Raw genomic sequence first — 22,377 nt, forward strand, 5'->3', positions numbered from 1 at the left:
ATAATTAGCAAGGAGCGAAAAGCGGGAGTGTCCTTGATGACCGAATATCCACCATAATCATGGATATTATCCTGACGTGTATATCCCGAAAATTCCGATTCGCGCAGATACGCCATGGTTTCGAGAATCTGGCCCCTGGCGCGGCGGTGGGCAGGGGCAGCAATCGCAGCAGCAACCGCGCCATATTCGGGCGACCTTGAGCCGGCTCGGCCCGGCAGCCCGCGCTGTCTAAAGGCGTATGCGGCCGAGTCGGTTAATCCGGGCTGTGGCTGGAGTCGTCCCGGCCACATGCCTGATCGCGGGAGCCGCGTGGCCAGCGAGCGGCGCACGTGGCCCGGACTGGTTGCGCTGGACGCTTGGGGCGATTCTGGGAGCGCTTGAAACCTCGCTGAGCATGGCGCTGCTACTTGGCCCGGTAGCTCGGCGACTGGCGGGAGAGAACGCGGCCACTCACCGCCCGGGATCGCAAGCGTTCTCAGCGTCGAGGACCGGATCGAGGCGGTCAACACCGCCCGTGCCACGCTTTTTACATGCCGCTACCGGACTGATAGTCGTGGGCTGACTAGTCTTCACCGGCGCTGGTCGGGGTCTATACCGCGAAGACCTTGGACGTATCCGTGCGGACACTGGACGCGCGACCCGCTAGGGACAACTAGCTGATCGCCATGCAAAAGCGGTTGAGCAACTGGGTTCAGCGAAGATTTGATGTCCGACCAGGGGCATCTACGCTTTACAACGTCTTGCCGGAGACTCAGGCCGTGATCGAACCGCCATCGCCGAGGTTCTGACAGCTTATGTTCAGGTGCATGCCCATCCACCGAATCTGAAAAGGTCCAAGGACAAGCGCTTGTGGATGTGGCTGCCGCCCTGAATGTGCTCACCAAGCTGGACCCCCTTGGGCGGCAGAATTTCGACCTGAATGACGTGGACTTTCACCGACTCGAATTGCGAAACGTGCGACTGCCCAAGGCGAACCTGAGTGGCGCGGCTAAGAAGGATCATATTGGTCCAGGAAGGTTGTCCACGTGGCAAGGCCAACCTCACAAACGTTACTCCCGAGTGCAGGATCTGCCGGCCTGGCACTCACGGCGGCGCGCCCTCCGCATCGTATGCGCGTCGCCGTAAACCCCTACGCGTCATCTGGGTCGTGTTTCAGCAGGTCAGGCGATATGTGGCCGCTGAGTGGAAAGGGTGTGCAGCCGGATGCCGCCGTGAGCGGCCCGTTGCCGCAGGTCCCGGAATATGCCCGGAATGGATCACGAGGTGTTTCCTCTGGTCGAAGATCTGCGGATCGCGTGGCGGCTAGGGCGTCCTCAATCCGGTTGTTGACCATCTCTTGCTGCGCGTCGAGGCGCTTGGCGTAGACCCCTAGGAGCACGTCCACGCCGTGTCCGCCGGGGGCGGGTACGCCCGCGTTGAGCCGGACGGAGACGGCAGCATGCCTCAGGTCGTACGGTCGTCTCCGAGCCAGGGGAGAGGTGACCTGGGCGGGTGTCCCTTGTCGGCGGGCTACGGGCGGGGGTCGTCCAGGCCGGCGGCGCGGGCGCGGGCGATGGCCTCGGCGCGGGAGGTCGCGTTGAGCTTGGTGAGGATCGTGGAGATGTAGTTGCGCACGGTCTTGGCGCTCAGCCCGGCCCGCTCGGCTATGGCGGGGTTGGTGTAGCCGGCCGCCATGAGGTGAAGGATGTCGTGCTCCCGTGCGGTGAGCTCGGGGAAGAGCTGCCGGCCCGGCCGGGGCGTGGCGATCTGGGTCGTCAGGTGGTGGGCGGCCGCGGGGCTGAGGATGGCCTGGCCGGCCGCGGCGGCGCGGACCGCGCGCAGCATCTCCTCGCGGTCGGCGCCCTTGATGAGGTAGCCGCGCGCCCCGGCCCTGAGCGCGGCGAATACCGAGGCGCTGTCGTCGTACATCGTGACGATGAGGATGTTGGTGCCGGGAAGCTCGGCGAGGATGCGGCGGGTTGCCTCGACGCCGTTCAGGCCGGGCATGGTGATGTCCATGAGGACCACGTCGGGGCGCAGCCGGAGGGTCAGCTCGATGGCCTCCTCCCCGGACCCGGCCTCGCCGACCAGCTCGGTCTCCGGGTCGGAGTCGAGGACGGCGCGTAGCCCGTACCGGAAGATCGGGTGATCGTCGGCGAGCAGGATTCGGATCATGTGCTCTCCTCGGCCAGCGGTAGGCGGGCGGCGACCCGGGTGCTGCCGGCGTCGCTGGTGACGGTGAGGACGCCGCCGAGCTCCTCGGCGCGTTCGCGCATCGACGCGGTGCCTACCCCTGGGCGGCTGGAGGGGGTGATGCCGGTGCCGTCGTCCGCCACCAGGAGCTCGGCCGCGTGCTCGTCGACGTTCAGCTCGATCAGGCACGAGCCGGCGCCGGAGTGCCGGATGACGTTGGTGACGGCTTCCTGCGCGATCCGGTAGACGGCGACCTCGACCGCGGCGGGCATCGCCGGCAGCTCTGGGACGCGCACGGTGGTGGCCAGGCCCGCCTGTTCGGCGCTCTCCGACAGGTGGGCCAGGGCGCCGGCGAGGCCGAGATCGTCCAGTGCGGGAGGGCGGAGCATGCGCGCCAGGCGGCGTACCTCCTCTAATGTCTGCCTGCTCTGGTCCTTCGACGCGCGCATCAGTCTGTCCGCGGCGGCGGCGTCGGTGGCCATGACGGCGTGGGCGGCGTCGACCGTCAGCGCGAGACCGCTCAACGCGGGGCCGAGGGAGTCGTGCAGGTCGCGGCGGATCCTGCGGCGCTCCTCCTCCCGCGCGAGGACGAGGCTCTCGCGGGTCTTCTGCAGGTCGGTGGCGAGCCGGCGGATGCGCAGGGATTCCTGGGCGGCGAACACCGCCGCGCCGCAGTGGCGGGCGAGGTCGGCGAGCAGCCGCCGGTCCCTGGCGGACAGGTTGTCGCCGGGGGTGGCGACGACGAGCCGGCCCAGCGCCGCGCCCCGGTGGCCGATCTCGAAACTCTCCGTCGCGCCTGCCGGTCTCCCGGTGCTCGCGACGATCTCGTGGCCGAGTTCGAGGGCCGTGTAGGGGGCTTTGAGGGTACGGGCGACGGCGTCGACGATGGCAGGGGCGATCTCCTCGGGCCGGGCAAGGCTGCCGAGCTGTTGCCCGAGCCTGCTGAGCACGACGTAGGGATCGCCGCGCTCGCCGTACACCAGGCGGTTGACGTGCCGTTGGACGCGCTCGCGCAGCGGGCTGAAGGCCAGCGCCACCGCGGCCGCCGCGACGACCGTCAGCAACCCGCCGGTGCCGTCGGCCCACAGCGCGCCGATGCCGCCGACGACGGCCGCGTACGCGGTCACCACGAAGACGGTCAGGACGCCGTAGACCAGCGCCCGATTGATCCAGACGTCCAGGTCGAACAGCCGGTGACGCAGCACCGCGATCGCCACCGCGATGGGGATCAGCGCCATCAGCGCGGCCGTGAGCAGGCCGATGAGGACGAACGCGATCAGCCCACGGGAGCTGGCCTCGTTGTACAGGGCGCCCAGGGGGCTCACGTTGAGCGTGAGCGCGAACAGGAACCACAGGCTGATCGCCACCAGCAGCCACTTGGCCTGCTGTCTCTCGACCGGCCCGGAAACGCGGAGATAGCGGTGGAGCTGGGCGGCGACGCAGGTCCCGACCAGGATCAGGACGATGACGGCGTCCAGCGCCGGCGATCCTCCTCCGACCCCCACCAGGCCCAGCGCCAGGTAGACGGCCCACAACGCGGCCAACCAACGGCTCCACGAGGGGACGAAGCGACCGTCGGGGAAGACGTACGCCACGGGGAACAACCCGATCCAGGCCAGCCCCTGCACGCCGCGGGCCACGCCCTCGAGCTCGGGATACAGAGCGGCCACGACCAGAGGCGTCTCGCTGCCGCCCGTCGCGAACATGACGAGCGCGAAGGACAGATAGAGGCGGAACCACGACGTCCCGCGGCGCAGCATGAAGGTCGCGGACGTCACGGCGGCGGCGGTCACGATGACACCGGGCAGGGCCACCAGCGCGGCCCACGACTCGACGGGCATGCCCCACGCGTCGAGGACCGCGCGGCCCTGTGGCGTGGACCACGGCGCGAATTCGACCTCCGGCAGCCGGGCCGCTTCGACGATCCACAGCACGAGCCCGGCGGTGTACAGGACGGGCAGGAGGCATGTGAGGGTGAGAACGACGGCGCGGCCGACACGTCGCGCGTCGGCCGCAAGGCGCCTGCCATGCACCGGTGCAGCCCCTTACTCGGAGTGGCCACGCCAGGTGAACCAGGCGATCGTGACCAGTGTCGCCATGAAGACCGCGTGGACGACATCGTAAACGACTCCCGCGCCGGCGGCGATCATCGCGATCTGGCTCAGCGGCACGGCGGCCGCCAGCCATCGGGGCACCGCGCGAGAGCGCCAGAGAGCGGCCCCGAGCACGACGAAGCCCACCACGGACAGCAGGAATCCGATCGCCTGAATACCGAAGACCCGTCCCGAGTCGGACTGGAAGGAGTCGAACAGTGCACGGCCCGCGGCGGCGTCGGACGTCAGGTACCAGTCGACGGCGCCGATGGCGAAGAAGCCGGCGCAGAACAGCACCCCGGCCAGGCCGGTGAGCACGGCGGCGATCGTGGCGAGCGACGCGGCCCTGCGGCGGACGAGCAGGCAGGCCGCGAGGCCGGCGGTGATGTAGGCGATGGCCGTCCCCATCCCTCCCAGCAGGCTGAACAGCCACACCGCGTCGCGCTCGGCGCGCATCGTGGCGTACGTGCCGAAATCGAGTGCCGTGACCGGGCGGAGGAGGAGATTGGCCGCGGCCGTGACGGCGCCGGCGGCGAGGAGCACGGCGACGACGGCGGTGCGGCTCGATCGGATGGTGGGTGAGGGGGCGAGGGTTTCCATGTGGCTCTCCCTTGTTTCAGCGGGAGCCTCAATGTCGCGTTCCCGCCGTCCCTGGCTCCAGAGGCGTCATGTCCCGGCGAGAGCAGGGACTTCATGTCCCGGGTGGGACATTCGCCCCTGGTGACGAAAGGGACATCTCGCCTCTGGGAGCCGGGACGCCGGGATGGCGAATCTGAGAGCACCCGCCGGACGGCGGCCACACTCCCGGAAGGACACTCCAATGCGCAGAATCCGCCTGACCGCCTCGCTGACCGTGCTGTGCGCGATGACCGGGGCCCTCGCGGCGACGGCGGCCCCCGCCCACGCCGCGCCCGCGTACTACAAGTTCGTCGCAGAGCACAGCGGCAAGTGCCTGGACGTACAGGGTGGGAGCACCCGGCACGCGGCCCCGACCCACCAGTGGCGGTGCCTGGACCGGGTGCTCAGCCAGCAGTGGGAGGCCCGCAGGTTCGACGATGGGGCGTACGTGTTCGTCGCCAGGCACAGCGGCAAGTGCCTGGACGTCGCCTACGCGAGCACCGCGGGCGCGGCGGCGGTGCTTCAGGCGACCTGCCGCTTCACGAGCAACCAGCGGTGGCGGATCAAGACGAACGCCGACGGCACCAAGCGGGTCATCGCCAAGCACAGTGGTCTGTGCCTGGACGTGGCCAATGTGGACTACGCCGACGGCGCCAGGGTGGTCCAGGCCCGCTGCTGGGGCGGGGAGAACCAGAGCTGGCACGTCACCAGGGTCGGCTAGACCGCTCTCCGCTCGGGTCCTTGGCACCTTCGAAGAGCAGAAGGGGGTTACGCGTCGGCAGGGTCGCGTAGGGCGAGTGCTTCGGCGGCGGTCAGTCCCTTGCGTGCTGCGATCCTGCGCCGTGCCCGGACCTGAGCGCTCGTGCGCGGGCGGTATTTCGGCTCCCGCCCGCAGCCGCAGGTCTCGAAGCCCTCGTAACGGAGCCCCGCTCCCAGAACGGCCTCGACGGCTGCCCAGTCGCGGTCCTTGGTCCTGCGCGGTGCCGCGAAGTCATGGCCGGCGAAGAGCATCGGCTGCCGGCAGCGGGTGCAGAGGTGCTCTGCGCCGTCCCAGGGCAGTTTGTTGCTCTGCCGGCATGGAACGCATACGTAGTGGACCTTGTAGGTGACCATCGCGTACGTGCACACAGGGACAGAGTACTTCTGACCACGGTGATGAGTTCTCGCACCCGCACCCGTCACATCTACGACGGGACACGACAACGCGGAAGGATGACGTGATGGGTGCGAACACGCGGCTGGAGGAGCTGGGCGTGAGCGGGCTGGGCGAGGTCGACGAGCCGGCGTTCTCGGGGCTGGCGGAGCGGCACCGGCGGGAGCTGCACGTGCACTGCTACCGGATGCTCGGGTCGTTCGAGGACGCCGAGGACACCGTGCAGGAAACGTTCCTGCGTGCCTGGCGGCGGCGGGAGACCTTCGAGGGGCGCTCGACGTTCCGGGCCTGGCTGTACCGGATCGCCACCAACGCCTGCCTGGACCTGCTCGCCAAGTGCCGCCCGGAGCCGGCGACCGGCGGCGAGGTGCTGTGGCTGCAGCCCTACCCGGACCGGCTGCTCGACGAGCTGCCCGCGGGCGGCGCGGACGAGCCGGAGGCCGTCGCCGTCGCGCGGGAGACGATCGAGCTGGCGTACCTGGTCGCGGTCCAGCACCTCGCGCCGCGCCCGCGGGCCGTGCTGATCCTGCGGGACGTGCTCGGCTGGCCGGCGAAGGACGTCGCGGAGCTTCTCGGGGACTCCGTCAACTCCGTGAACAGCGCGCTGCAGCGGGCCCGCGCCGGCATGCGGGAGCACCTGCCCGCCGAGCGGCAGGACTGGACCGTTGGCGAGGAGGACGCCGGGACGCGCGAGCTGGTGCGCCGCTACACCGACGCCAGCGTGGCCACGGACGTCGGCAGGCTCGCCGCACTGCTGCGGGACGACGTCCGCAGCTCGATGCCGCCCACGCCCGGCCTGTACGTCGGCCGCGACACGGTGGTGAACTACTGGGTCGAGAGCGGCTTCGAGGGCATGGAGCACCTGCGCACCGTCCTCACCTCCGTGAACCGGCAGCCCGCCGTCGCCTTCTACCGCTGGCGGGAGCGGGAGGGCGCGTACCTGCCGCTGACGATCGACGTCCTGCGCATCACCGGCGGGGCGATCGCCGAGATCATCACGTTCCACGACGACCAGTTCCCGCGGCTCGGGCTGCCGGAGCGCCTGCCGGCGGACGGCACGGAGTAGTCCCGGTGCGGACGCTCGCGCTGCGCGGTGGCGCGCGGGTCGCGGTGGTCGCGGCGGAGTGGCGCGACGCGTTCGGCGTCGTCACCAGCGGGCGGGTGCAGCTGGAGCTGCGCGACGGCGAGCCCGGGCCGGTCCTCGGCCGCGACGCCGGGTTCTGGCTCCGCGGTACGGGGGTCCGCGCCCTGCGGAACCCCGGCCGCCGCACGGCGAGGGTGCGCATCGTCACCCCCAGGGCCCAGGGCCGTCACATGCCAGGCAACACATCCCGTACGCCAGTTACCGAACGACGGAGGAACGACATGAACGACACCGGGGCCGGCCGCACCCGCCGACTCCGCGGGCTCGCCGGCACCGGCTTCGCCGCCACGCTCGCGGCGATGGTGGCCACCACCCTCGCCGCTGCGCTTGCCCAGGCCGCCGGCGTCGACTTCGAGGTCCCCGACGGTGGCGAGACGATCCCGCCGGCCGGGTTCGCCGTGGTGACCGGCTTCTTCTCGATCGTGGGCGTCGTCATTGCCGCCGCTCTCCTTCGCTGGAGCGCTCGCCCCGCCGAGCGATTCGTGTGGACGGCAGTGTCGCTGACCGCGATCTCGCTGGTCCCGCCCGTCATCTCCGGGGCGAGCACCGCCACCACCGTCGCCCTCCTCGGGCTGCACCTCGTCCCCGCGACGGTGATGATCCCCATCCTGGCGCGGAGCCTCAGGTGACGTATCGGGGGAAAACCAGTACAGCGGGTGGGATTACCGTCACCCTAAGCCGAGAACCTCGACTCCGTGACGCAATAGGCCGCCCCAAAGCGCAGGCGGCGGTACGAGAAGAGGGACTCCACCATGCCCAAGTACCTGATTCAGGCGACCTACACCGCAGACGGCCTCAAAGGAGTGCTTCAGGACGGCGGCACCGGACGCCGGCAAGCGGTGGAGCGCATGGCGGAAAGCGTCGGCGGCCGGGTCGAGCAGATGTATTTCGCCTTCGGCGAGGCGGACACGTATGTGGTCCTCGACCTGCCGAGCAACGCGGCTTCGGCCGCTGTGGGGCTCACGATATCGGCGTCCGGGGCGGTACGCACGAAGACGACCGTCCTGCTGACGCCGGAGGAGATCGACGAGGCCGTGCGGATGGAGGTGGGATACCGGGCTCCTGGCGCGTGACGGCCGGGTGATCGAGAGCGTATGGACCGCGGCTTGTGCGGCTTCTGCCGGGATGAGGGCAGGCGCTGTCGCCGCCGTTCGCGGAATTGTGTAAGGCGCCCCCCGGCCTGCGCCAGCTCGTACGTAGATCAAGGAGGAAAGCCATGTCGGGGCACGGGCAGATCGGTGATGCGCTGACCGACGCCATCAACGCGCACACGCTGGACGGGATATTGCGGCTCTACAGCCCGCAGGCGGTCCTCGTGGCGCCGGGAGGCATGGCCGAGGGGCACGACCAGATCGCCGCCTACTACGGGCACGTGTTCGACGGCTTCCCGGACATCGGCGCCACGCTCTGGCGAAAGATCACCACGGCTGGCGTGGCCCTGTACGAGTGGACGCTGACCGGCACCCACCTCGGCCCTTTCCTCATTCCCGGCGGTGGCACGCTCGACGCGACCGGGCGAGGCGTCGTCGTACGCGCGTGCAGCACGGCCACGACGGAAAGCGACCTCATCGTCAGCCATCAGTTCTATTTCGACCAGCTGGAGCTGTTCGCCTCGCTCGGGGTCCGGCTGAACGCCGACGGGCCGGGCAACTGACCACCGTCAAACGGCTGCCGTGCCCCTGCTGGTCTGGGCAGAGGCACAGCGGCCGCGGCGTCGCCGCGCCTGATGGTCAAGAGGACGGGGTGCCGAGGGTGGCGGCTCCCCGGCAGCTGCCGGTCGCGCCGGCCGGATTCGTCGGGCGGAGGGCGGCCGACGATCAGGGACAAGGTCGCATCCTTGGGGTTGGTTCAGAGGGCGAAGAGCAGGGCCGCGCTGATCAGGACGAGCACGGCGGTGGCGAAGTGGATGCCGAACGCGGCCGCCTTGGGGCCGCCGTTGCGCAGCACGATCAGGGTGTCGCCGAGCGGGAGCAGGGCGACGATGAGCATGAACCAGGCCTCGGCGTGGGCGCCGACGAAGGCCAGCAGAGCCAGGCCGACCAGGCCGTAGGTGCCGTCGCGGAGGCCCTTGATCGTCAGATAGGCACTGTCCTCCTTGGCGGGGACGCCGTACGCCGTGGCGGCGGCACGCGGCACGAGCAGGAAACGGGCTCCGATGAGCAGGCACATGAGGTTGAGAACGATGGCAAGGCCGTAGGCAACGGTGGTGAGCATGAGGGTCTCCAGTTGCTAGCAGTGCTAGAAGCAAGAACAAAGCTAGCAGAGCGTTGATAGATTCGCTAGCGGCGCTAGATTGCGAACCTGCCTATCCAGGCGCGCACAACGGGAGACCTCATCATCACGGCCGGCCGGGCGGTCGAGTAGCGGGCGGGGCCGGGCGGGAGCTGCTGCTCAGCTCGCCCGGGACGTCGGCTCGCGCTGGACGAGGCGCATGCCGACGTAGGCGCCGATCCCGGTGATCTTGGTGTGGCGCACCTTGGTCCGCTTGAACTCGGTGAAGCCGAGCCTCTCGTACAGGCGCAGGGCCGGGGCGTTGATGTCGGCGATGGTGTCCAGCACGTACTCGTCGTACTGCGGCAGGTCGAGGAGGTGCTTGATGATGGCCGTCGGTACACGCGACGATGCCGGCCGGCTCTCCCTGAACGAGGCCGCGTCCGAGCGTGGACGCGTCTGGCCGAGTCTGTCCGCGGGCCTGTTGGACACCTTCACCACGCGGTTTGAGTGGCTTCCAGGGCACCGCTCATGCGGTCCACGGCGAAGCGAAAGGGAGCCGGTTATGCAGACAACATGGCGTCGGATCCAGGCTGGGGCAGCCGCTGTCGGCGCGGCGGCGGCCATCACGTTCGGCGTGCCGGCCGAAGCGCAGGCCGCCGTCGGGTGGCTGCACTTCAGCGGCCACGATTCCGTGCTCGACCCGCCGAAAGGCTGCCACAGGATGTGGGCGCCGGAGATGACCGTGGTCAACAACACCGACGCCACGGTGAGCTTCTACGGGGACGTCGAATGCTTCACCAACGCGACCGCGATCATTCATTCGGGGAAGCAGGGGCCGGTCAGGAAGCTGACGCAGTCGTACCTCGTCTGGAGGTAGGCGCCGATGCGATCACCCCAGCGCGCGTTCCGGCGCGCCTGGGGTGATGCGCTTTTCCAGTCGGGCCCGGCGGTCGCCGGTACGATGCTGATCCGGTCCCTGACCTCGGCGAACCGGCGGGATCCGTCGTCGATGTCCTGGCCGTGTGAATGAAGAGGGCACTCTTTGTCTGTTCTGCATGTTCCCGTGCTGGTGGTGGGAGGCGGCGCGTGCGGGCTGTCCGCCTCGATCTTCCTGTCCGACCTCGGGGTTGAGCATCTGCTGGTGGAACGGCGTGCCGGGACGTCGGACATGCCGCGGGCGCACTATCTCAACCAGCGCACGATGGAGATCTTCCGCCAGCACGCCCTCGCCGACGCCGTGTACGCGGAGGCGGCGCCGCCGGAGAAGGTGGCCACGGTGCGCTGGCAGACCTCGCTGGCCGGCGATCGGCCCTTCGACGCGCAGACCCTGTACGTCATGGACTGCGGTGGCGGAGGAGGGCTGCGAGCCACCTACGAGGCGGTCAGCCCCTGCGCCACGGCGAATCTTCCGCAGATCAGGCTGGAGCCGCTGCTGCGGCGGCACGCCGAGGAGCGGGCCCCGGGCCGGGTCCGGTTCGGCCATGAGCTCCTGGGGTGGAGCGCCGACGACCGCGGGCGGATCAACGCCGAGATATGCGACCGCGCCACCGGCGAACGGCTGGCGGTGTGCTGCCGCTATCTCGTGGCCGCCGATGGGGGCAAGACCGTCGGGCCGGGCGCGGGCGTCCGGATGGTGGGGCGGGACGACCTGCCGGAGGTGGTCAGCGCGTACTTCACGGCGGACCTGTCGCCGTGGTGGGACGACCAGGCCCTGCTCACGTGGTTCCTCAATCCCGGCAGCCGGGGCGTGTGGGGCAGTGGCGCGCTCGTGGCGGCCGGGCCGGAGTGGGGAAGCCGGTGCCGGGAATGGGTGCTGCATCTCACCCAGGCTCCCGATGCCGCCGAGCGGCTGGACGCGAGCACCTTCGCGGAGCGGATGCGCGAGCTGCTGGGGGTGCCGCGGCTGCGGCCGGAGGTTCATCGCGTCAGCCACTGGCGGCTGGAGGCGGTGGTGGCCGAGCGCTACCGGGCCGGAAACGTCTTCCTCGCCGGAGACGCCGCCCACCGGCACGGCCCGAACACCGGGCTCGGCCTGAACACGGCGGTCCAGGACGCGCACAACCTGGCCTGGAAGCTGTCCGCGGTGCTGGCGGGCCGGGGCGGGGAGGCGCTGCTCGACACCTACGACAGCGAGCGGCGTCCGGTCGGCCGGCGCAACGTCGACTGGGCCACCGCCGCCTCGCTCAATCACCAGCGGATCGTGGCCGCCATCGGTCTCTCGCCTGACATGTCGGCCGCGGAGCGGACCGCGGTCTTCGCCCGGTACCTGGCGAGCGCGCCCGCCGAAGCGCGCGAGGCGTTCGCGTCGCAGCGGGTCGAGTTCCAGGCGCACGATCTTGAGCTCGGATTCGCCTACGCCGCCGGCGCGCTGGTCCCCGATGGCACCGCCGCGCCGCCGCGCGATCCCGAGGGCGGGCGCTACCGGCCGACGGCCAGGCCGGGCCATCGGCTCCCGCACGTGTGGCTCCAGCGGGGCGGGCGGCGGGTGTCCACTCATGACCTGACCGGCGCCGGCGCTTCCTTCGCGCTGATCACGGGCGCGGAGGGCGCCGCGTGGCAGGAGGCCGTACGGCGGGTGCGCGCGGACGCGGGTGTCGCCATCGCGGCGGCCGTGGTGAGCGGGGGCGCCGGGGTGCCGGAGGGGGTGTGGACCGATCCGAGCGGCGACTGGGCGCGGCTCAGCGGCATCGGTCCGGACGGCGCGCTTCTCGTGCGGCCGGACAACCACGTCGCCTGGCGCAGCCCTGGCCGGGTGGACGATCCGGGCAGGGCGCTGGCGACGGTGCTGGAGTGCGTCTTGAGGCGGCGGAGCAAGGATCGCAGCTACTCTGAGTAATGTAATAATTACTCAGAGTTAAGAAGTTGCTGGTTCCTTCCGGGGGTTCGATGTGCTGACCGAGGCCAACCCGTGCTCTGCCGACGAGGTCGGTGCCTTCTACGATCGCCTGGGCGGTTACTTCGCGACCGTGTTCGGGGACGACAACATCCACTTCGGCTACTGGGACGACGCCGACGACGACGCCGGATCCGGCCTCGCGCAGGATCGGCTGACCCGGATGGCGCTGGCCTGGCTCAGCCCCGCGGCGGAGCACTGGGTGCTGGACGTCGGGTGCGGCACGGGAGGCCCGGGCCGGCTGGCGGTGCGCGAGACCGGGTGCTCGGTGGCCGGGGTCACGGTCAGCCGGAGCCAGGTGGAGCAGGCGCACCGGACGGCCGTGCGGGAGGGGGTGGCGGGCCGCCTGCGCGTGCAGCGGGCCGACGCGATGGCCCTGCCGTTCCCGGCGGAGTCGTTCGACGCGGTGCTGGCACTGGAGTCGATCTTCCACATGGCCGATCGGCGGCGGGCGTTCGCGGAGATCTCCCGCGTGCTGCGGCCGGGCGGCCGGGTGGCGATCACGGACATCGTGCGCGTGGGGCCGATGACCGGCGCGCTGGGCGCGCACATCCAGCGGACGTTGGGCTGCGCGCCCCTGGCCGGCGTCGAGGACTACCCGCCCGCCCTCGCCGCCGCGGGGCTGCGCGTACGCGAGCTCCGTGACATCAGCGCACATTCGCGGCGCTCGGTGGAGCAGATCCACGAGCGCCACCTCAGCCACGAGGGCGAGCTGCGCGCGCACTGCGGGGACGCGTTCATCGACGCGCTGCTCGACGACTGGCCGGCGGTGCTGGCGGCGTTCGGCCATTCCCTGGGCTACGTGTTCGTGACCGCCGACAAGCCCGCCTCCGCCTGATCCGCATTTCCCCGAGGAGACTCCGCATGGAACACGGCCAGTGCCCCTACCGTCTCGATCCCACCGGCGCCGACATCTGGGGCGAGATCGCCTACCTGCGCACCCAGGGCCCCGCCGTTCTGGTGGACATGGCCGGCGGGGTCACGGGGTGGTCGGTGACGCGCCGAGACGTCGTCAGGATGCTGGCCGCCGATCCGCGCGTCTCGCGCGACCCGTGGCAGCACTGGCCGGCCTGGGCCGCCGGCGAGATCTCCGAGGACTGGGCGTTGATCAGCTGGATCGGGGTCGACCACACGCTGAACGCCTACGGCGACAAGCACCGCAACGTCAACATCCAGACCCTCCTCGGGCCCAAGTTCGGCAGGCGGGCGATCGAGGCCCGGCGTCCCCATGTCGAGAAGCTCGTCGCCCGGCTGCTGGACGACCTGGCCGGACTTCCGTCGGAGCAGCCCGTGGACCTGCGCAAGCAGTTCACCACCCTGGTCCCGGCCGAGACCGTCATGGACCTGTGCGGGGTGCCGCCGCACCTGCGTCCCCGAGCACGTCGTGTCGTGCACGCGGTCCAGAAGACCAACCCCGCCCCCGGCGAGGCCAAGGAGAATTTCGCGGCCATGCGCGCCTGCATGGCGGACCTGATCGCCGTCAAACGCGCCCATCCGGGTGACGACCTGACCACCGAGCTGCTGCGGTTCCGCCACGAGGGCGGCGGCCTGCCCGACTCCGAGCTGATCTCCACGCTGATCCTGCTGATCGGCGCCGGTACCGAAACCGTCACCAACCTGCTCAGCAGCACCGTCGTGAGCCTGCTCGCTCATCCCGACCAGCTCGGCCTGATCCGGGCCGGGCAGGCCAGGTGGCGGGACGCCGTCGATGAGTCGTTGCGCATGCAGAGCTCGTTCATGCACGCGCCCCTGCGCTACGCGGTGCAGGACATCGACCTCGGCGACGGCGTGATCATCCGCGCGGGCGACCCGATCCTGCTGTGCTTCGCCGCCGCCGGCCGGGAGCCCGCGCTCAACGAGGACGCGGACCGCTTCGACATCACCCGTGGCGACCGGGTCCACCTGTCCTTCGGGCACGGCGTGCACTTCTGCAAGGGCATCGATCTCGTGCACCTGGAGGCGGAGATCGCCCTGCCCGCGCTGTTCGACCGCTTTCCGCGCCTGGAGCTGGCCGTGCCGGCCGGCGAGCTCCAGCCCATCCCGTCGTTCATCGCGAACGGTCCCGCCGTCCTGCCGGTCAACCTCCACGGCACTCCGGATCGCGGGGGGCGTCGTTGAGCGCGGAGGCCGTGTCCCGTCGCGCGGTCAACGAGCTGGCCGACATGGTCAAGGGCCCGGTTCTCGAGTCCGGCCAGAGCGGTTATCAGGCCGAGTGCGCGGCTTACCAGCGAATTGTGCGACACCGTCCCGCGCTGGTGGTGGGCGCGACCGGCGGGGCCGACGTGGCCGCCGCGGTCAGTTTCGCGGCACGCCACGATCTCGGGATCGGGGTCCAGGCCACCGGCCACGGCGCGGCGGTGCCGGCCGATGGCGGGCTCCTCGTCAGCACCAGGAGGATGGCGGGGCTGCACGTCGATCCAGGAGCGCGAACCGTCCGGCTGGAGGCCGGAGTGCGGTGGGAGCAGGTGATCCACGCCGCGGCGGCCCATGGGCTGGCGCCGCTCAGCGGATCGTCGCCCGACGTGGGCGCGGTGGGCTACACGCTGGGCGGCGGGCTGGGCCTGCTGGGCCGCAAACACGGTTACGCGGCCGATCATGTGCGCTGGATCGACGTCGTGACCCTCGACGGCCGGCTGCGGCGCACGTCGCCGGCCGAGCACCCGGAGCTGTTCTGGGCGCTGCGCGGCGGCAAGGGCAACTTCGGGGTGGTCGTCGCGATGGAAGCCGACCTGATCCCGGTGCCGAGCCTGTACGGCGGGGTGCTCATCTTTCCCGGCCGGGACGCCGGTGACGTCCTGCGCGAGTATCTCCGGTGGAGCGCCGAGGCTCCGGAGGAGATGAGCAGCTCGATCGCCCTGATCCGCCACGCGTCACCGGACGAGGTGCCCGGGCTGCGCGACGGGCTCGCCGTCCACGTGCGCGTCGCCTACCTGGGAAGCGGCCGCCGTGGTGCGGAGCTGATCAGCCCGCTGCGCGGCCTGCGCCCCGTGCTCGACACGGTCGCGGACATGCCCTACACGCGGGTCGGCTCCATCCACAACGACCCGAGGGAGCCGGGCGTCTACCACGAGCGCATGATGATGCTGGGCCGGCTGGACGACCAGGCGGCGGGCGTGCTGATGGAGCTCGCGGGCCCCGGCGCGCGCTGCCCGGTGAGGCTGGTCGAGCTGCGCCAGCTGGGCGGTGCGCTCGGCCGCGCCCCCGCCGTGCCCAACTCCGTCGGCAACAGGAACGCCGCGTTCGCGCTCTTCTCCGCCTCACCGGCGGCTCGGCAGGAGGAGGCGGACGAGGTGGCGGCCGCACAGGCGCGGTTGCTGGCGCGGATGCAGCCGTGGGGGACCGGCGGGAAGTACGTCAACTTCCTGGCCGGCCGAGCCGATCCGGCCGAGGTGCTGGCCTGCTACTCGGCGGCGGACCATCGCCGGCTGGCCACGATCAAGGCGGCGTACGACCCGCGCAACCTCTTCCGTTTCACGCACAACATCCCGCCGGCCGCAACGGCGGAAGACCTGCGCTTCGACTACTCAGAGTAATAGAATGGTCACGCAAAGCCAAACAATGACTACAGAGGGTAGTCGAATGATGGCGAATCGAGGGGGAAGCTCATGCACGACACCGGCCTGCGGTGGCTGTACAAGAAGGACTGGGACTTCGACTCCGTCCCCGACGGCGGCACCTATGAGGCCTACACCAAGGCGCTGTTGATCTGCTCGAACGGGGACGGCCAGATCACGGAGGAGGAGCGAGCGTGGGTGCTGGGCCTCGCCGCGGCGCTCGACGCGCCCGCGCCGCTCATGGAGGAGCTGCGGACCTACCCCGCGACCGAAGATGTGCACGACGTGCTCGCCCGCAGTGAGAACGCCGCGGCGAACAAGCGGGCGCTCATCTACGACGCGATCCGCGCGTGCTCGGCGGACGGCAGCCTCCATCCGGACGAGCTGTCGGCCATCCGGAAGATGAACCACCACCTCGACCACCCGGACGAGCTCGTCGACCAGTATCTCGCGCTGCATGAGCAGGAGCAGCGGTTGCGCGCGGAGCGGGTCCGGCTCACGTGGCCGGACCCGGCGACGAAGCCTTTCTGACAGCGCCTTTCTGACAAGCGCCTTTCTGACCGCGCCGGACCCGGGGTGGCCGTTTCGTCCGGGGCGGCCACCCCGCTCCTTCCGATGCCGTGCGCCCGGCACGGCGGGTCACGGAGTGATCAGTGCCTTGACCGCCGTGCGGGTGTGCATGGCGCGGTAGGCGTCCGCGACGTCCGCCAGGCCGACGCGGTGATCGAAGACACCGGACGGGTCCAGCGAGCCGGACAGGAGCTCCGGCAGCAGGTGCGGAATGTATCGGCGGGCGGGGGCGATCCCGCCGGACAGTGTCAGGTTGCGGTCGAAGAACGCGGCGGGATCCAGGGCGACGCCATGCGGCAGGCCCACGTAGCCGATCGCGCCGCCGTCGCGCACCGTGGCCAGCGCGTCGGCCCAGGAGCCCGCGGTGCCCACGCATTCCAGCACGGCGTCCGCGCCGCGCCCGCCGGTGAGCTCGCGTACGCGCTCGGCCGCGGCCGGGCCGCGTTCGTGCACCACCGTGTCGGCGCCCAGCCGCCGGGCCAGCTCGCCCCGCGCGTGATGGTGGGACAGGACGACGACGTGGGCGGCGCCCAGGCGGCGCGCGGCGGCCGCCGCGCACAGGCCGACCGCCCCGTCGCCGATGACGGCCACGGTGGCCCCCGGCGCGACGCGCGCGCAGGTGGCCGCGTGGTGGCCGGTGCTCATCACGTCGGCCAGGGTGAGCACGGCGGGCAGGCGCGAGTCGTCGCGGTCCATGGGGAGGGGGACGAGGTTGGCGTCGGCGTACCGGACGCGTACGGCCTCGGCCTGCGCGCCGTCGGCGTTGTCGCCGAAGACGGCGCCGGCCGGGCAGGAGGTGGGCAGCCCGGCGAGGCAGTGCTCGCAGGCACCGTCCGACCACGCGAACGGCGCCAGGACCACCTGCCCGACGCGCAGGCCGGTCGCGTCCGGGCCGAGTGCCTCGACCACGCCGACGAACTCGTGCCCGGGACGGATCGGCCCGGCCGGGGTGCGATCGCGGTAGCGCCACAGGTCGCTGCCGCACACCGCCGCGTGGCACACGCGTACGACCGCGTCGCGGGGCTGCTCGACGCGGGCGTCGGGGACGCTCTCCACCCGGACGTCGCCGCCGGGGCGCAGGATGGTCGCGCGCATGTCAGGACTCCTTCTCCGCCGCGGCCCGCAGCACGTCCCAAACGCGGTCGGCGTCCTGCTCGCGGGTGTGGATGTTGCCGAACGCCACCCGCAGCGTGTAGCCGTCGCGGAGCACGGCGTGCGACAGGAACACCTCGCCGCCGGCGTTGACCCGCCGCAGGATGCGGGCGTTGAGCGCGTCGAGGGTGTGCGGGCCGGCGTCGCTCGGCCGGTGGCGCAGGCACACCACCGGCAGCGGCGAGGTGGCGGTGAGCTCCCAGCCGGGCTCGGCGGCGACTCTCTCGCGCAGCGTCGCGGCCAGCCGGGCCTGGTGGCCGAGACGTTCGCCGATGCCGCGGGTGCCGAAGGAGCGGATGATCCACCAGAGCTTCAGCGCCTTGAAGCTGCGCCCCAGCTCCAGCGAGCGGTTCATGTAGTCGGTGGGGGCGCCGTCGTCGTCGGTTCGCAGGATCTCCGGCACCAGGCGGAAGGCGCCGGCCAGCGCGCCGGGACGGCGGCAGTACAGGGCGCTGGCGTGCATGGGCGTGAACAGGACCTTGTGCGGGTTCACCACGATCGAGTCCGCCGCCGCGGCATCGGGCAGGGCCGCGCGCACGGCATCGGCGACCCGCCAGAGCCCGCCGTAGGCGGCGTCCACGTGCAGCCACACGCCGTGCCGGGCGCACACGCCGGCGAGGTCGCCGACCGGGTCCACGGCCCCGGTGGCCGTGGTGCCCAGGGTGGCGACCACGGCCATGGGCAGCAGGCCCGCCTCGCGGTCGGCGCGCAGCGCCGCGTCCAGGACGGCGGGATCGAGACGGTAGGCGGCGTCGGCCGGCAGCCTGACGACGTTGTCCAGCCCGACGCCCAGCGCGATGGCCGCCTTGTCGACGGAGGAGTGCGCCTGGTCGGAGGTGTGGACGCGGAGGGTCGGCACGTCGGTGCGGCCGGTCAGGCCACGGCGGCGGATGTCCAGGCCGGGCAGCGCGTCGCGGGCCGCGGCCAGCGCGGTGAACGTCGCGGTGCTGGCGCCGGACAGCAGCACGCCGTCGGCGTCCTGCGGGTAGCCGGCCAGGCCGGCGATCCAGCCCAGCACGGTCTCCTCCAGCGCGGAGGCCGCGGGGGAGGTGTGCCACAGCATCGCGTTGGGGTTCAGAGCCGCCGCCAGCGTCTCGGCCAGAATGCCGGGGCCGCTGCTGGAGTTGGGGATGTAGGCGTGGAAGCCGGGATGGTTCCACTGCACCAGGTGGGGGACCACGTCGGCGAACGTGTCGGCCAGGATCGCCGCGAAGTCCTGCGGCTCCGCGGGCGGCTCCCGCCGCAGCAGGGCGCGTACGTCGGCGGGCGTGGACGGGCTGCGTACCGGCAGGTCGTGCAGCCCCTCGAAGTGCTCGCGCAGCCGGGCCAGCAGCAGCGCGCCGTTGTCCGCCAGCAGGTCCGGCGGCCAGTCGCCGAGCGCGGGTGCGGGGGCGCTCATCGCACCCTGACCAGGGTGACGCCGTCGGCGAACGGCAACATGACCGACTCCACCCGCTCGTCCCTGGCGATCAGCTCGTTCAGGGCCCGTACGCCGGCGGTGTCCGGGTCCTGCTGGGCGGGATCGGCGACCTTGCCCGCCCAGAGGGTGTTGTCGATCACCAGCAGGCCGCCCGGCCGCACCAGGGCGAGCAGGAGCTCCCAGTAGGCGGGGTAGTTGTTCTTGTCCGCGTCGAGGAAGGCGAAGTCGTACGTGCCTGCCTCGCCGCGGCCCAGCATCCGCCGCAGCTCCGCCGAAGCCTCGCCCAGCCGCAGGTCGATGCGGTCAGCCACGCCCGCACGCGCCCAGAACCGGCGGGCGATCGCGGTGAACTCCTCGCTGACGTCCAGCGCCACGACGCGCCCGCCGGGAGGCAGCGCCCGCGCGGTGCACAGGGTGCTGTAGCCGGTGAACACGCCGACCTCCAGGGTGCGGCGCGCGCCGGTCAGCCGGACGAGCATCGCGAGCAGCTCGCCCTCCTCGGGGTAGAGCTGCATGGCGCGCTCGGTCATCGCGGCGGTGGCGTCCCGGAGGCCGGTCAGAACGGGGTCCTCGCGCAGCGTGTGCTCGCGCACGTAGTCCAGCACGGAGCGGGTGACGTCGAGATGGTGGATCACAGGGGGCTCGCTTCCGGGTCAGATCGGCGTGGAGGTGGGGAGGGGCTCGGGGAAGAGCTGGAGGCGGGCGGCGGCGAGGCGCTCCAGGACGGCGACGGCGGGTGGTCCGCCGGCCGCGATGAGGCTGGTGCGGTCCGCGCCGACGAAGTGGGCGCACACCTCGCCGTGGGCGGCGTACACCTCGGCCAGGACGGTCTGGAAGGCGGCGCTGCCGTGCGCGCAGACCTCGCCGGCGGCGGCGTCCGACTTCAGCGCGGCGCCCAGCTCCCGCAGCCGTCGCACGAGGAAGCGATGGTCCCGCAGCTCCAGCCCGGTCATGCCACCGGGGACCGTCGGGTCCGACATCAAGGGACGGACCCGCGTGATGTAGTCGATTCCGGCGAAATCGCCGGTGAAGCGCAGCGCGGCGGACGAGCCACGGAGCAGCGTGGTGAGGAGCGCCCATTGGGCGCGCAGCCGCTCGCGTGCCTCCTCGCCGGAGGCCGCCGCGCTCCGGATCGTCGCGGTCAGCCCGCCGGCGGTGATCGCGAGCGCCTGCAACAGCACCATGAACAGGTGGTGTCCGCGCCGCCAGCGCCGCAGCGGCTGGTCGGTGGCCGCGGCCGGATCGGCCGGCCGGCGTGGCATCGGCAGCGCGGCGGGCGTCTCACCGGTGGCCGCGGCTATCAGGGCGGCCAGTCCGAGCCCCAGCTCGCCGAGGGTCGGCTCGTCCAGCGTCGTCCCCGCGTGGCCGAGCTCGTCGAGCAGCTCGGCATACGCCTGTGCGGTGGCCCCGAGCAGCACCGTGTACGGGTCGCCGGCCACCCGCACGACGCCGAAGAACCGGTCGTTGTCGAGGTTGCCGCGAGAGGCGCGCGGGTCGTGGCCGAAAGGGCGCTCCTCCGCGCCGCGGCACGCCTGCCGCAGCCGCCGGGCGGATGCCGACAGCTCCCGCTCGCCGGCCTGCCGGTCATGGTTCAGCAGTGCCCTGGAGGCTTGCCGAACGCGCGTGCTCACGGGCGGCCCAGGCCAACCGGCAGGAAGGTCCTCTGACGCTGTCAGTGCGAAGCTGTCTGAGGGCAATCAACGCTCCCTGGATAGGCAATTACTTAGAGTAATTACTCTATCACTGTGAGTAGTTGACCTGAGCATGAAGGTCGGCGCGCAACTCAGGCATACCTCACCTCGCCGGACCACGCGCGGCGAGTCGAGTCCGCACTCAGGGCGATGTCAAAGGCGTGCCGAACCAGCCGGAGAGTGCTTCGCGCAGGGCGGGCGCGGCGGTGCCGGCGGGTTCGTCGAGGGCCGCGGCCCAGGCGACGTGGGCGTCCGGGCGGATCAGCAGCACGTCGGCGGGGCGCTGGCCGGTCTTGGCGACGTGGATGTCCACGCGGTGCCGCCAGTCTCCGGCGATCTCGCGGAGGTCCGGGCGGCCGGCGAGATCGAGCAGGACGGGCCGGCCGGTGTGCATGAGCTCGGCGAGGCTGGTCATGCCCTGGTCGGTGTGCAGGGTGAGGTCGGGGGCGAAGGTGCCGGCCAGCGGGTGCGAGCCGGACATGGGGTAGCGGACGTCGGAGCCGGCGACCAGGGCGCCCATGCGGCGCAGCGGTTGTTCGTCGGTGAGCAGTTCGGAGAAGACCTCCCGGAGCGCTTCGGCGGCCGGGTCGTGCCCGCGCCGCAGCGCCACCTGGGCCCGGGCGTGCAGCATGGTGCGGGCGCCGGCCAGGTGGCGTTCGGTGTGGTAGGTGTCCAGCAGGCCGGACGGGGCCCAGCCGTCGAGGTCGGCGGCGAGCTTCCAGGCCAGGTTGACCGCGTCCAGCAGGCCGGCGTTGAGCGCCACCCCGGTGGCGGGGAACAGGTGCGCCGCGTCGCCGGCCAGCAGGATCCGCCCGTGGCGGTAGCGCTCGGCCTGGCGGGCCTTGAAGGTGAATCGCGACAGCCGCGCCGATCCCGCCAGCGGCAGGTGCACGCCGAGCACGCGGTGAACGCTGTCCTGCAGCTCGGTCAGGGTCATCGGGACGTCGTCGTCGTACTCGGTGCTCTCGTCCTCGATGGTGTAGAGGGAGACGGCCTGAGAGCCGGGCGATGAGCCGACGCCGAACAGGCCCTGATCCGTGCGGGTGAAGCCGGCGCGGATCGTGCCGAAGCCGGGAACGTCGAGATCGCCGTTGCCGAGCACGGTCACCGTCTCCGGCAGTGTGACCTGGGCCAGCCGGTTGACCTCGGGATAGGTGGTGCCGGGGAAGCCGATCCCGGCCCGGTCGCGGACCCGGCTGCGCGCGCCGTCGCAGCCCACGAGGTAGCGGGCGCTCGCCTGGTACGGCCCGTCCGGGCCCTGCACGTCCACCCTCACCGCGGCGTCGTCCTGGCTCACCCCGACCACCTGGTGGCCGCGGCGGACGTCGGCGCCGAGTTCGCCGGCGCGTTCCTCCAGCAGCCGCTCCAGCTCCTGTTGCGGCAGGGGCAGGGCGTGCAGCGGGGGATCCGTCAGCTGGGTGAAGTCCAGGTGCACCCCGCCGAACGGGAACCGGGGAGCCGGGGCGGGGCCGGTGCAGGCCGCCTGGAAGCGGTCCAGCAGGCCTCGATGGCGCAGCAGCTCCAGGATCTGGCCGCCGAGCCCGCCGGCCTTGGGGGTGTCCCGGCGCTGCGGCTGCCGCTCCAGCAGCAGCGGTCGCACCCCGGCCAGACGCAGTTCGGCGGCCAGCATCAGGCCGGTCGGTCCGGCCCCCACGATGATCACATCGGTGTTCGTCATTCGGTTACTTCCTCGTTGTCTGTCG

22 protein-coding genes are annotated in these 22,377 nt (G+C 71.5%); 11 read left to right on the plus strand and 11 right to left on the minus strand.

The window, feature by feature from the left end; all coding sequences use genetic code 11:
• Positions 1–1,509: 1,509 nt before the first annotated feature.
• From ETD85_RS06425 to ETD85_RS06435, 3 genes are read right to left on the minus strand one after another with little or no spacing between them, the layout of a single operon-like run.
• Positions 1,510–2,154, minus strand: coding sequence for a response regulator transcription factor (locus ETD85_RS06425; protein ID WP_138688669.1), 645 nt, complete (start codon positions 2,152–2,154; stop codon positions 1,510–1,512).
• Positions 2,151–4,205 (minus strand): sensor histidine kinase, encoded by a 2,055-nt coding sequence (locus ETD85_RS06430; protein ID WP_138688670.1) that lies wholly within the window; start codon positions 4,203–4,205, stop codon positions 2,151–2,153. Before ETD85_RS06430 ends, ETD85_RS06425 begins: the two co-directional genes overlap by 4 nt.
• 12 nt (positions 4,206–4,217) lie before the next feature.
• The gene (locus ETD85_RS06435; RefSeq protein ID WP_138688671.1) at positions 4,218–4,865 is read right to left on the minus strand and encodes a hypothetical protein; all 648 of its coding nucleotides are present in this window, start codon (positions 4,863–4,865) and stop codon (positions 4,218–4,220) included.
• Positions 4,866–5,085: 220 nt separating this feature from the next.
• Here ETD85_RS06435 and ETD85_RS06440 point away from each other — a divergent pair, with 220 nt between their 5' ends.
• A complete protein-coding gene (locus tag ETD85_RS06440) occupies positions 5,086–5,604 on the plus strand; it encodes an RICIN domain-containing protein (RefSeq protein WP_170246529.1) in 519 nt (172 codons plus the stop codon).
• Between the two features lie 47 nt (positions 5,605–5,651).
• Here the strand turns inward: ETD85_RS06440 and ETD85_RS06445 are convergent, their stop codons facing one another.
• Positions 5,652–6,011: a hypothetical protein gene (locus ETD85_RS06445; protein WP_206058132.1), complete on the minus strand. Its 360-nt coding sequence runs from the start codon at positions 6,009–6,011 to the stop codon at positions 5,652–5,654.
• A gap of 92 nt (positions 6,012–6,103) precedes the next feature.
• On the opposite strand from ETD85_RS06445, the gene ETD85_RS06450 reads away from it, so the two are divergent.
• From ETD85_RS06450 to ETD85_RS06465, 4 genes are all read left to right on the plus strand, one after another.
• Positions 6,104–7,102: an RNA polymerase subunit sigma-70 gene (locus ETD85_RS06450; protein WP_138688673.1), complete on the plus strand. Its 999-nt coding sequence runs from the start codon at positions 6,104–6,106 to the stop codon at positions 7,100–7,102.
• Positions 7,103–7,107: 5 nt separating this feature from the next.
• Positions 7,108–7,809, plus strand: a complete 702-nt coding sequence (locus ETD85_RS06455; protein ID WP_138688674.1) for a DUF6069 family protein — start codon at positions 7,108–7,110, stop codon at positions 7,807–7,809.
• A 123-nt stretch (positions 7,810–7,932) separates the two neighbouring features.
• Positions 7,933–8,253: a GYD domain-containing protein gene (locus tag ETD85_RS06460; RefSeq protein WP_138688675.1), complete on the plus strand. Its 321-nt coding sequence runs from the start codon at positions 7,933–7,935 to the stop codon at positions 8,251–8,253.
• Positions 8,254–8,396: 143 nt separating this feature from the next.
• On the plus strand, positions 8,397–8,834 hold the full coding sequence (locus tag ETD85_RS06465) for an ester cyclase (protein ID WP_138688676.1): 438 nt from the start codon (positions 8,397–8,399) through the stop codon (positions 8,832–8,834).
• Positions 8,835–9,028: 194 nt separating this feature from the next.
• On the opposite strand, the gene ETD85_RS06470 is transcribed toward ETD85_RS06465, so the two are convergent.
• Together ETD85_RS06470 and ETD85_RS06475 are read right to left on the minus strand one after the other, a co-directional pair.
• The gene (locus ETD85_RS06470; RefSeq protein ID WP_138688677.1) at positions 9,029–9,394 is read right to left on the minus strand and encodes a DUF4267 domain-containing protein; all 366 of its coding nucleotides are present in this window, start codon (positions 9,392–9,394) and stop codon (positions 9,029–9,031) included.
• 177 nt (positions 9,395–9,571) lie between these two features.
• Entirely contained in the window at positions 9,572–9,883 is a 312-nt protein-coding gene (locus ETD85_RS06475; RefSeq protein WP_138688678.1) for an N-acetyltransferase, read from the minus strand.
• A gap of 73 nt (positions 9,884–9,956) precedes the next feature.
• On the opposite strand from ETD85_RS06475, the gene ETD85_RS06480 reads away from it, so the two are divergent.
• The 6 genes from ETD85_RS06480 to ETD85_RS06505 all read left to right on the plus strand — a co-directional run bounded on the left by ETD85_RS06480 (position 9,957) and on the right by ETD85_RS06505 (position 16,372).
• Positions 9,957–10,271 carry a hypothetical protein gene (locus tag ETD85_RS06480; protein ID WP_138688679.1) on the plus strand — a complete coding sequence of 105 codons (315 nt, stop codon included), beginning with the start codon at positions 9,957–9,959 and terminating at the stop codon, positions 10,269–10,271.
• Positions 10,272–10,436: 165 nt separating this feature from the next.
• Positions 10,437–12,230: an FAD-dependent monooxygenase gene (locus ETD85_RS06485; protein ID WP_138688680.1), complete on the plus strand. Its 1,794-nt coding sequence runs from the start codon at positions 10,437–10,439 to the stop codon at positions 12,228–12,230.
• 52 nt (positions 12,231–12,282) lie between these two features.
• Positions 12,283–13,125 (plus strand): methyltransferase domain-containing protein, encoded by an 843-nt coding sequence (locus ETD85_RS06490; protein ID WP_138688681.1) that lies wholly within the window; start codon positions 12,283–12,285, stop codon positions 13,123–13,125.
• Positions 13,126–13,151: 26 nt separating this feature from the next.
• On the plus strand, positions 13,152–14,405 hold the full coding sequence (locus ETD85_RS06495; protein ID WP_138688682.1) for a cytochrome P450 family protein: 1,254 nt from the start codon (positions 13,152–13,154) through the stop codon (positions 14,403–14,405).
• An 11-nt stretch (positions 14,406–14,416) separates the two neighbouring features.
• The gene (locus ETD85_RS06500; protein WP_206058133.1) at positions 14,417–15,820 is read left to right on the plus strand and encodes an FAD-binding oxidoreductase; all 1,404 of its coding nucleotides are present in this window, start codon (positions 14,417–14,419) and stop codon (positions 15,818–15,820) included.
• A 72-nt stretch (positions 15,821–15,892) separates the two neighbouring features.
• Positions 15,893–16,372: a tellurite resistance TerB family protein gene (locus tag ETD85_RS06505; RefSeq protein ID WP_138688683.1), complete on the plus strand. Its 480-nt coding sequence runs from the start codon at positions 15,893–15,895 to the stop codon at positions 16,370–16,372.
• Between the two features lie 108 nt (positions 16,373–16,480).
• Here ETD85_RS06505 and ETD85_RS06510 read toward each other — a convergent pair whose 3' ends face one another.
• From ETD85_RS06510 to ETD85_RS06530, 5 genes are all read right to left on the minus strand, one after another.
• A complete protein-coding gene (locus ETD85_RS06510) occupies positions 16,481–17,506 on the minus strand; it encodes a zinc-binding dehydrogenase (RefSeq protein ID WP_138688684.1) in 1,026 nt (341 codons plus the stop codon).
• A gap of 1 nt (position 17,507) precedes the next feature.
• A complete protein-coding gene (locus ETD85_RS06515; RefSeq protein WP_138688685.1) occupies positions 17,508–18,962 on the minus strand; it encodes a pyridoxal phosphate-dependent decarboxylase family protein in 1,455 nt (484 codons plus the stop codon).
• Positions 18,959–19,618, minus strand: a complete 660-nt coding sequence (locus tag ETD85_RS06520) for an O-methyltransferase (RefSeq protein WP_138688686.1) — start codon at positions 19,616–19,618, stop codon at positions 18,959–18,961. The genes ETD85_RS06515 and ETD85_RS06520 overlap by 4 nt, the downstream gene beginning before the upstream one ends.
• Before the next feature lie 18 nt (positions 19,619–19,636).
• Positions 19,637–20,614, minus strand: a complete 978-nt coding sequence (locus ETD85_RS06525) for a hypothetical protein (RefSeq protein WP_138688687.1) — start codon at positions 20,612–20,614, stop codon at positions 19,637–19,639.
• Positions 20,615–20,816: 202 nt separating this feature from the next.
• The gene (locus tag ETD85_RS06530) at positions 20,817–22,352 is read right to left on the minus strand and encodes an FAD-dependent monooxygenase (protein WP_138688688.1); all 1,536 of its coding nucleotides are present in this window, start codon (positions 22,350–22,352) and stop codon (positions 20,817–20,819) included.
• Positions 22,353–22,377: the final 25 nt, after the last annotated feature.

It is taken from the genome of Nonomuraea zeae, from assembly GCF_005889725.1.
Taxonomy (GTDB): domain Bacteria; phylum Actinomycetota; class Actinomycetes; order Streptosporangiales; family Streptosporangiaceae; genus Nonomuraea; species Nonomuraea zeae.

What these genes read in the sequence shown, in the direction of transcription:
- ETD85_RS06435 (WP_138688671.1), bottom strand. Translation starts at nt 4,865, where the DNA reads ATGGAAACCCTCGCCCCCTCACCCACCATCCGATCGAGCCGCACCGCC.
- ETD85_RS06480 (WP_138688679.1), top strand. Translation starts at nt 9,957, where the DNA reads ATGCAGACAACATGGCGTCGGATCCAGGCTGGGGCAGCCGCTGTCGGC.
- ETD85_RS06460 (WP_138688675.1), top strand. Translation starts at nt 7,933, where the DNA reads ATGCCCAAGTACCTGATTCAGGCGACCTACACCGCAGACGGCCTCAAA.
- ETD85_RS06515 (WP_138688685.1), bottom strand. Translation starts at nt 18,962, where the DNA reads ATGAGCGCCCCCGCACCCGCGCTCGGCGACTGGCCGCCGGACCTGCTG.
- ETD85_RS06470 (WP_138688677.1), bottom strand. Translation starts at nt 9,394, where the DNA reads ATGCTCACCACCGTTGCCTACGGCCTTGCCATCGTTCTCAACCTCATG.
- ETD85_RS06530 (WP_138688688.1), bottom strand. Translation starts at nt 22,352, where the DNA reads ATGACGAACACCGATGTGATCATCGTGGGGGCCGGACCGACCGGCCTG.
- ETD85_RS06450 (WP_138688673.1), top strand. Translation starts at nt 6,104, where the DNA reads ATGGGTGCGAACACGCGGCTGGAGGAGCTGGGCGTGAGCGGGCTGGGC.
- ETD85_RS06465 (WP_138688676.1), top strand. Translation starts at nt 8,397, where the DNA reads ATGTCGGGGCACGGGCAGATCGGTGATGCGCTGACCGACGCCATCAAC.
- ETD85_RS06505 (WP_138688683.1), top strand. Translation starts at nt 15,893, where the DNA reads ATGCACGACACCGGCCTGCGGTGGCTGTACAAGAAGGACTGGGACTTC.
- ETD85_RS06440 (WP_170246529.1), top strand. Translation starts at nt 5,086, where the DNA reads ATGCGCAGAATCCGCCTGACCGCCTCGCTGACCGTGCTGTGCGCGATG.
- ETD85_RS06425 (WP_138688669.1), bottom strand. Translation starts at nt 2,154, where the DNA reads ATGATCCGAATCCTGCTCGCCGACGATCACCCGATCTTCCGGTACGGG.
- ETD85_RS06495 (WP_138688682.1), top strand. Translation starts at nt 13,152, where the DNA reads ATGGAACACGGCCAGTGCCCCTACCGTCTCGATCCCACCGGCGCCGAC.
- ETD85_RS06510 (WP_138688684.1), bottom strand. Translation starts at nt 17,506, where the DNA reads ATGCGCGCGACCATCCTGCGCCCCGGCGGCGACGTCCGGGTGGAGAGC.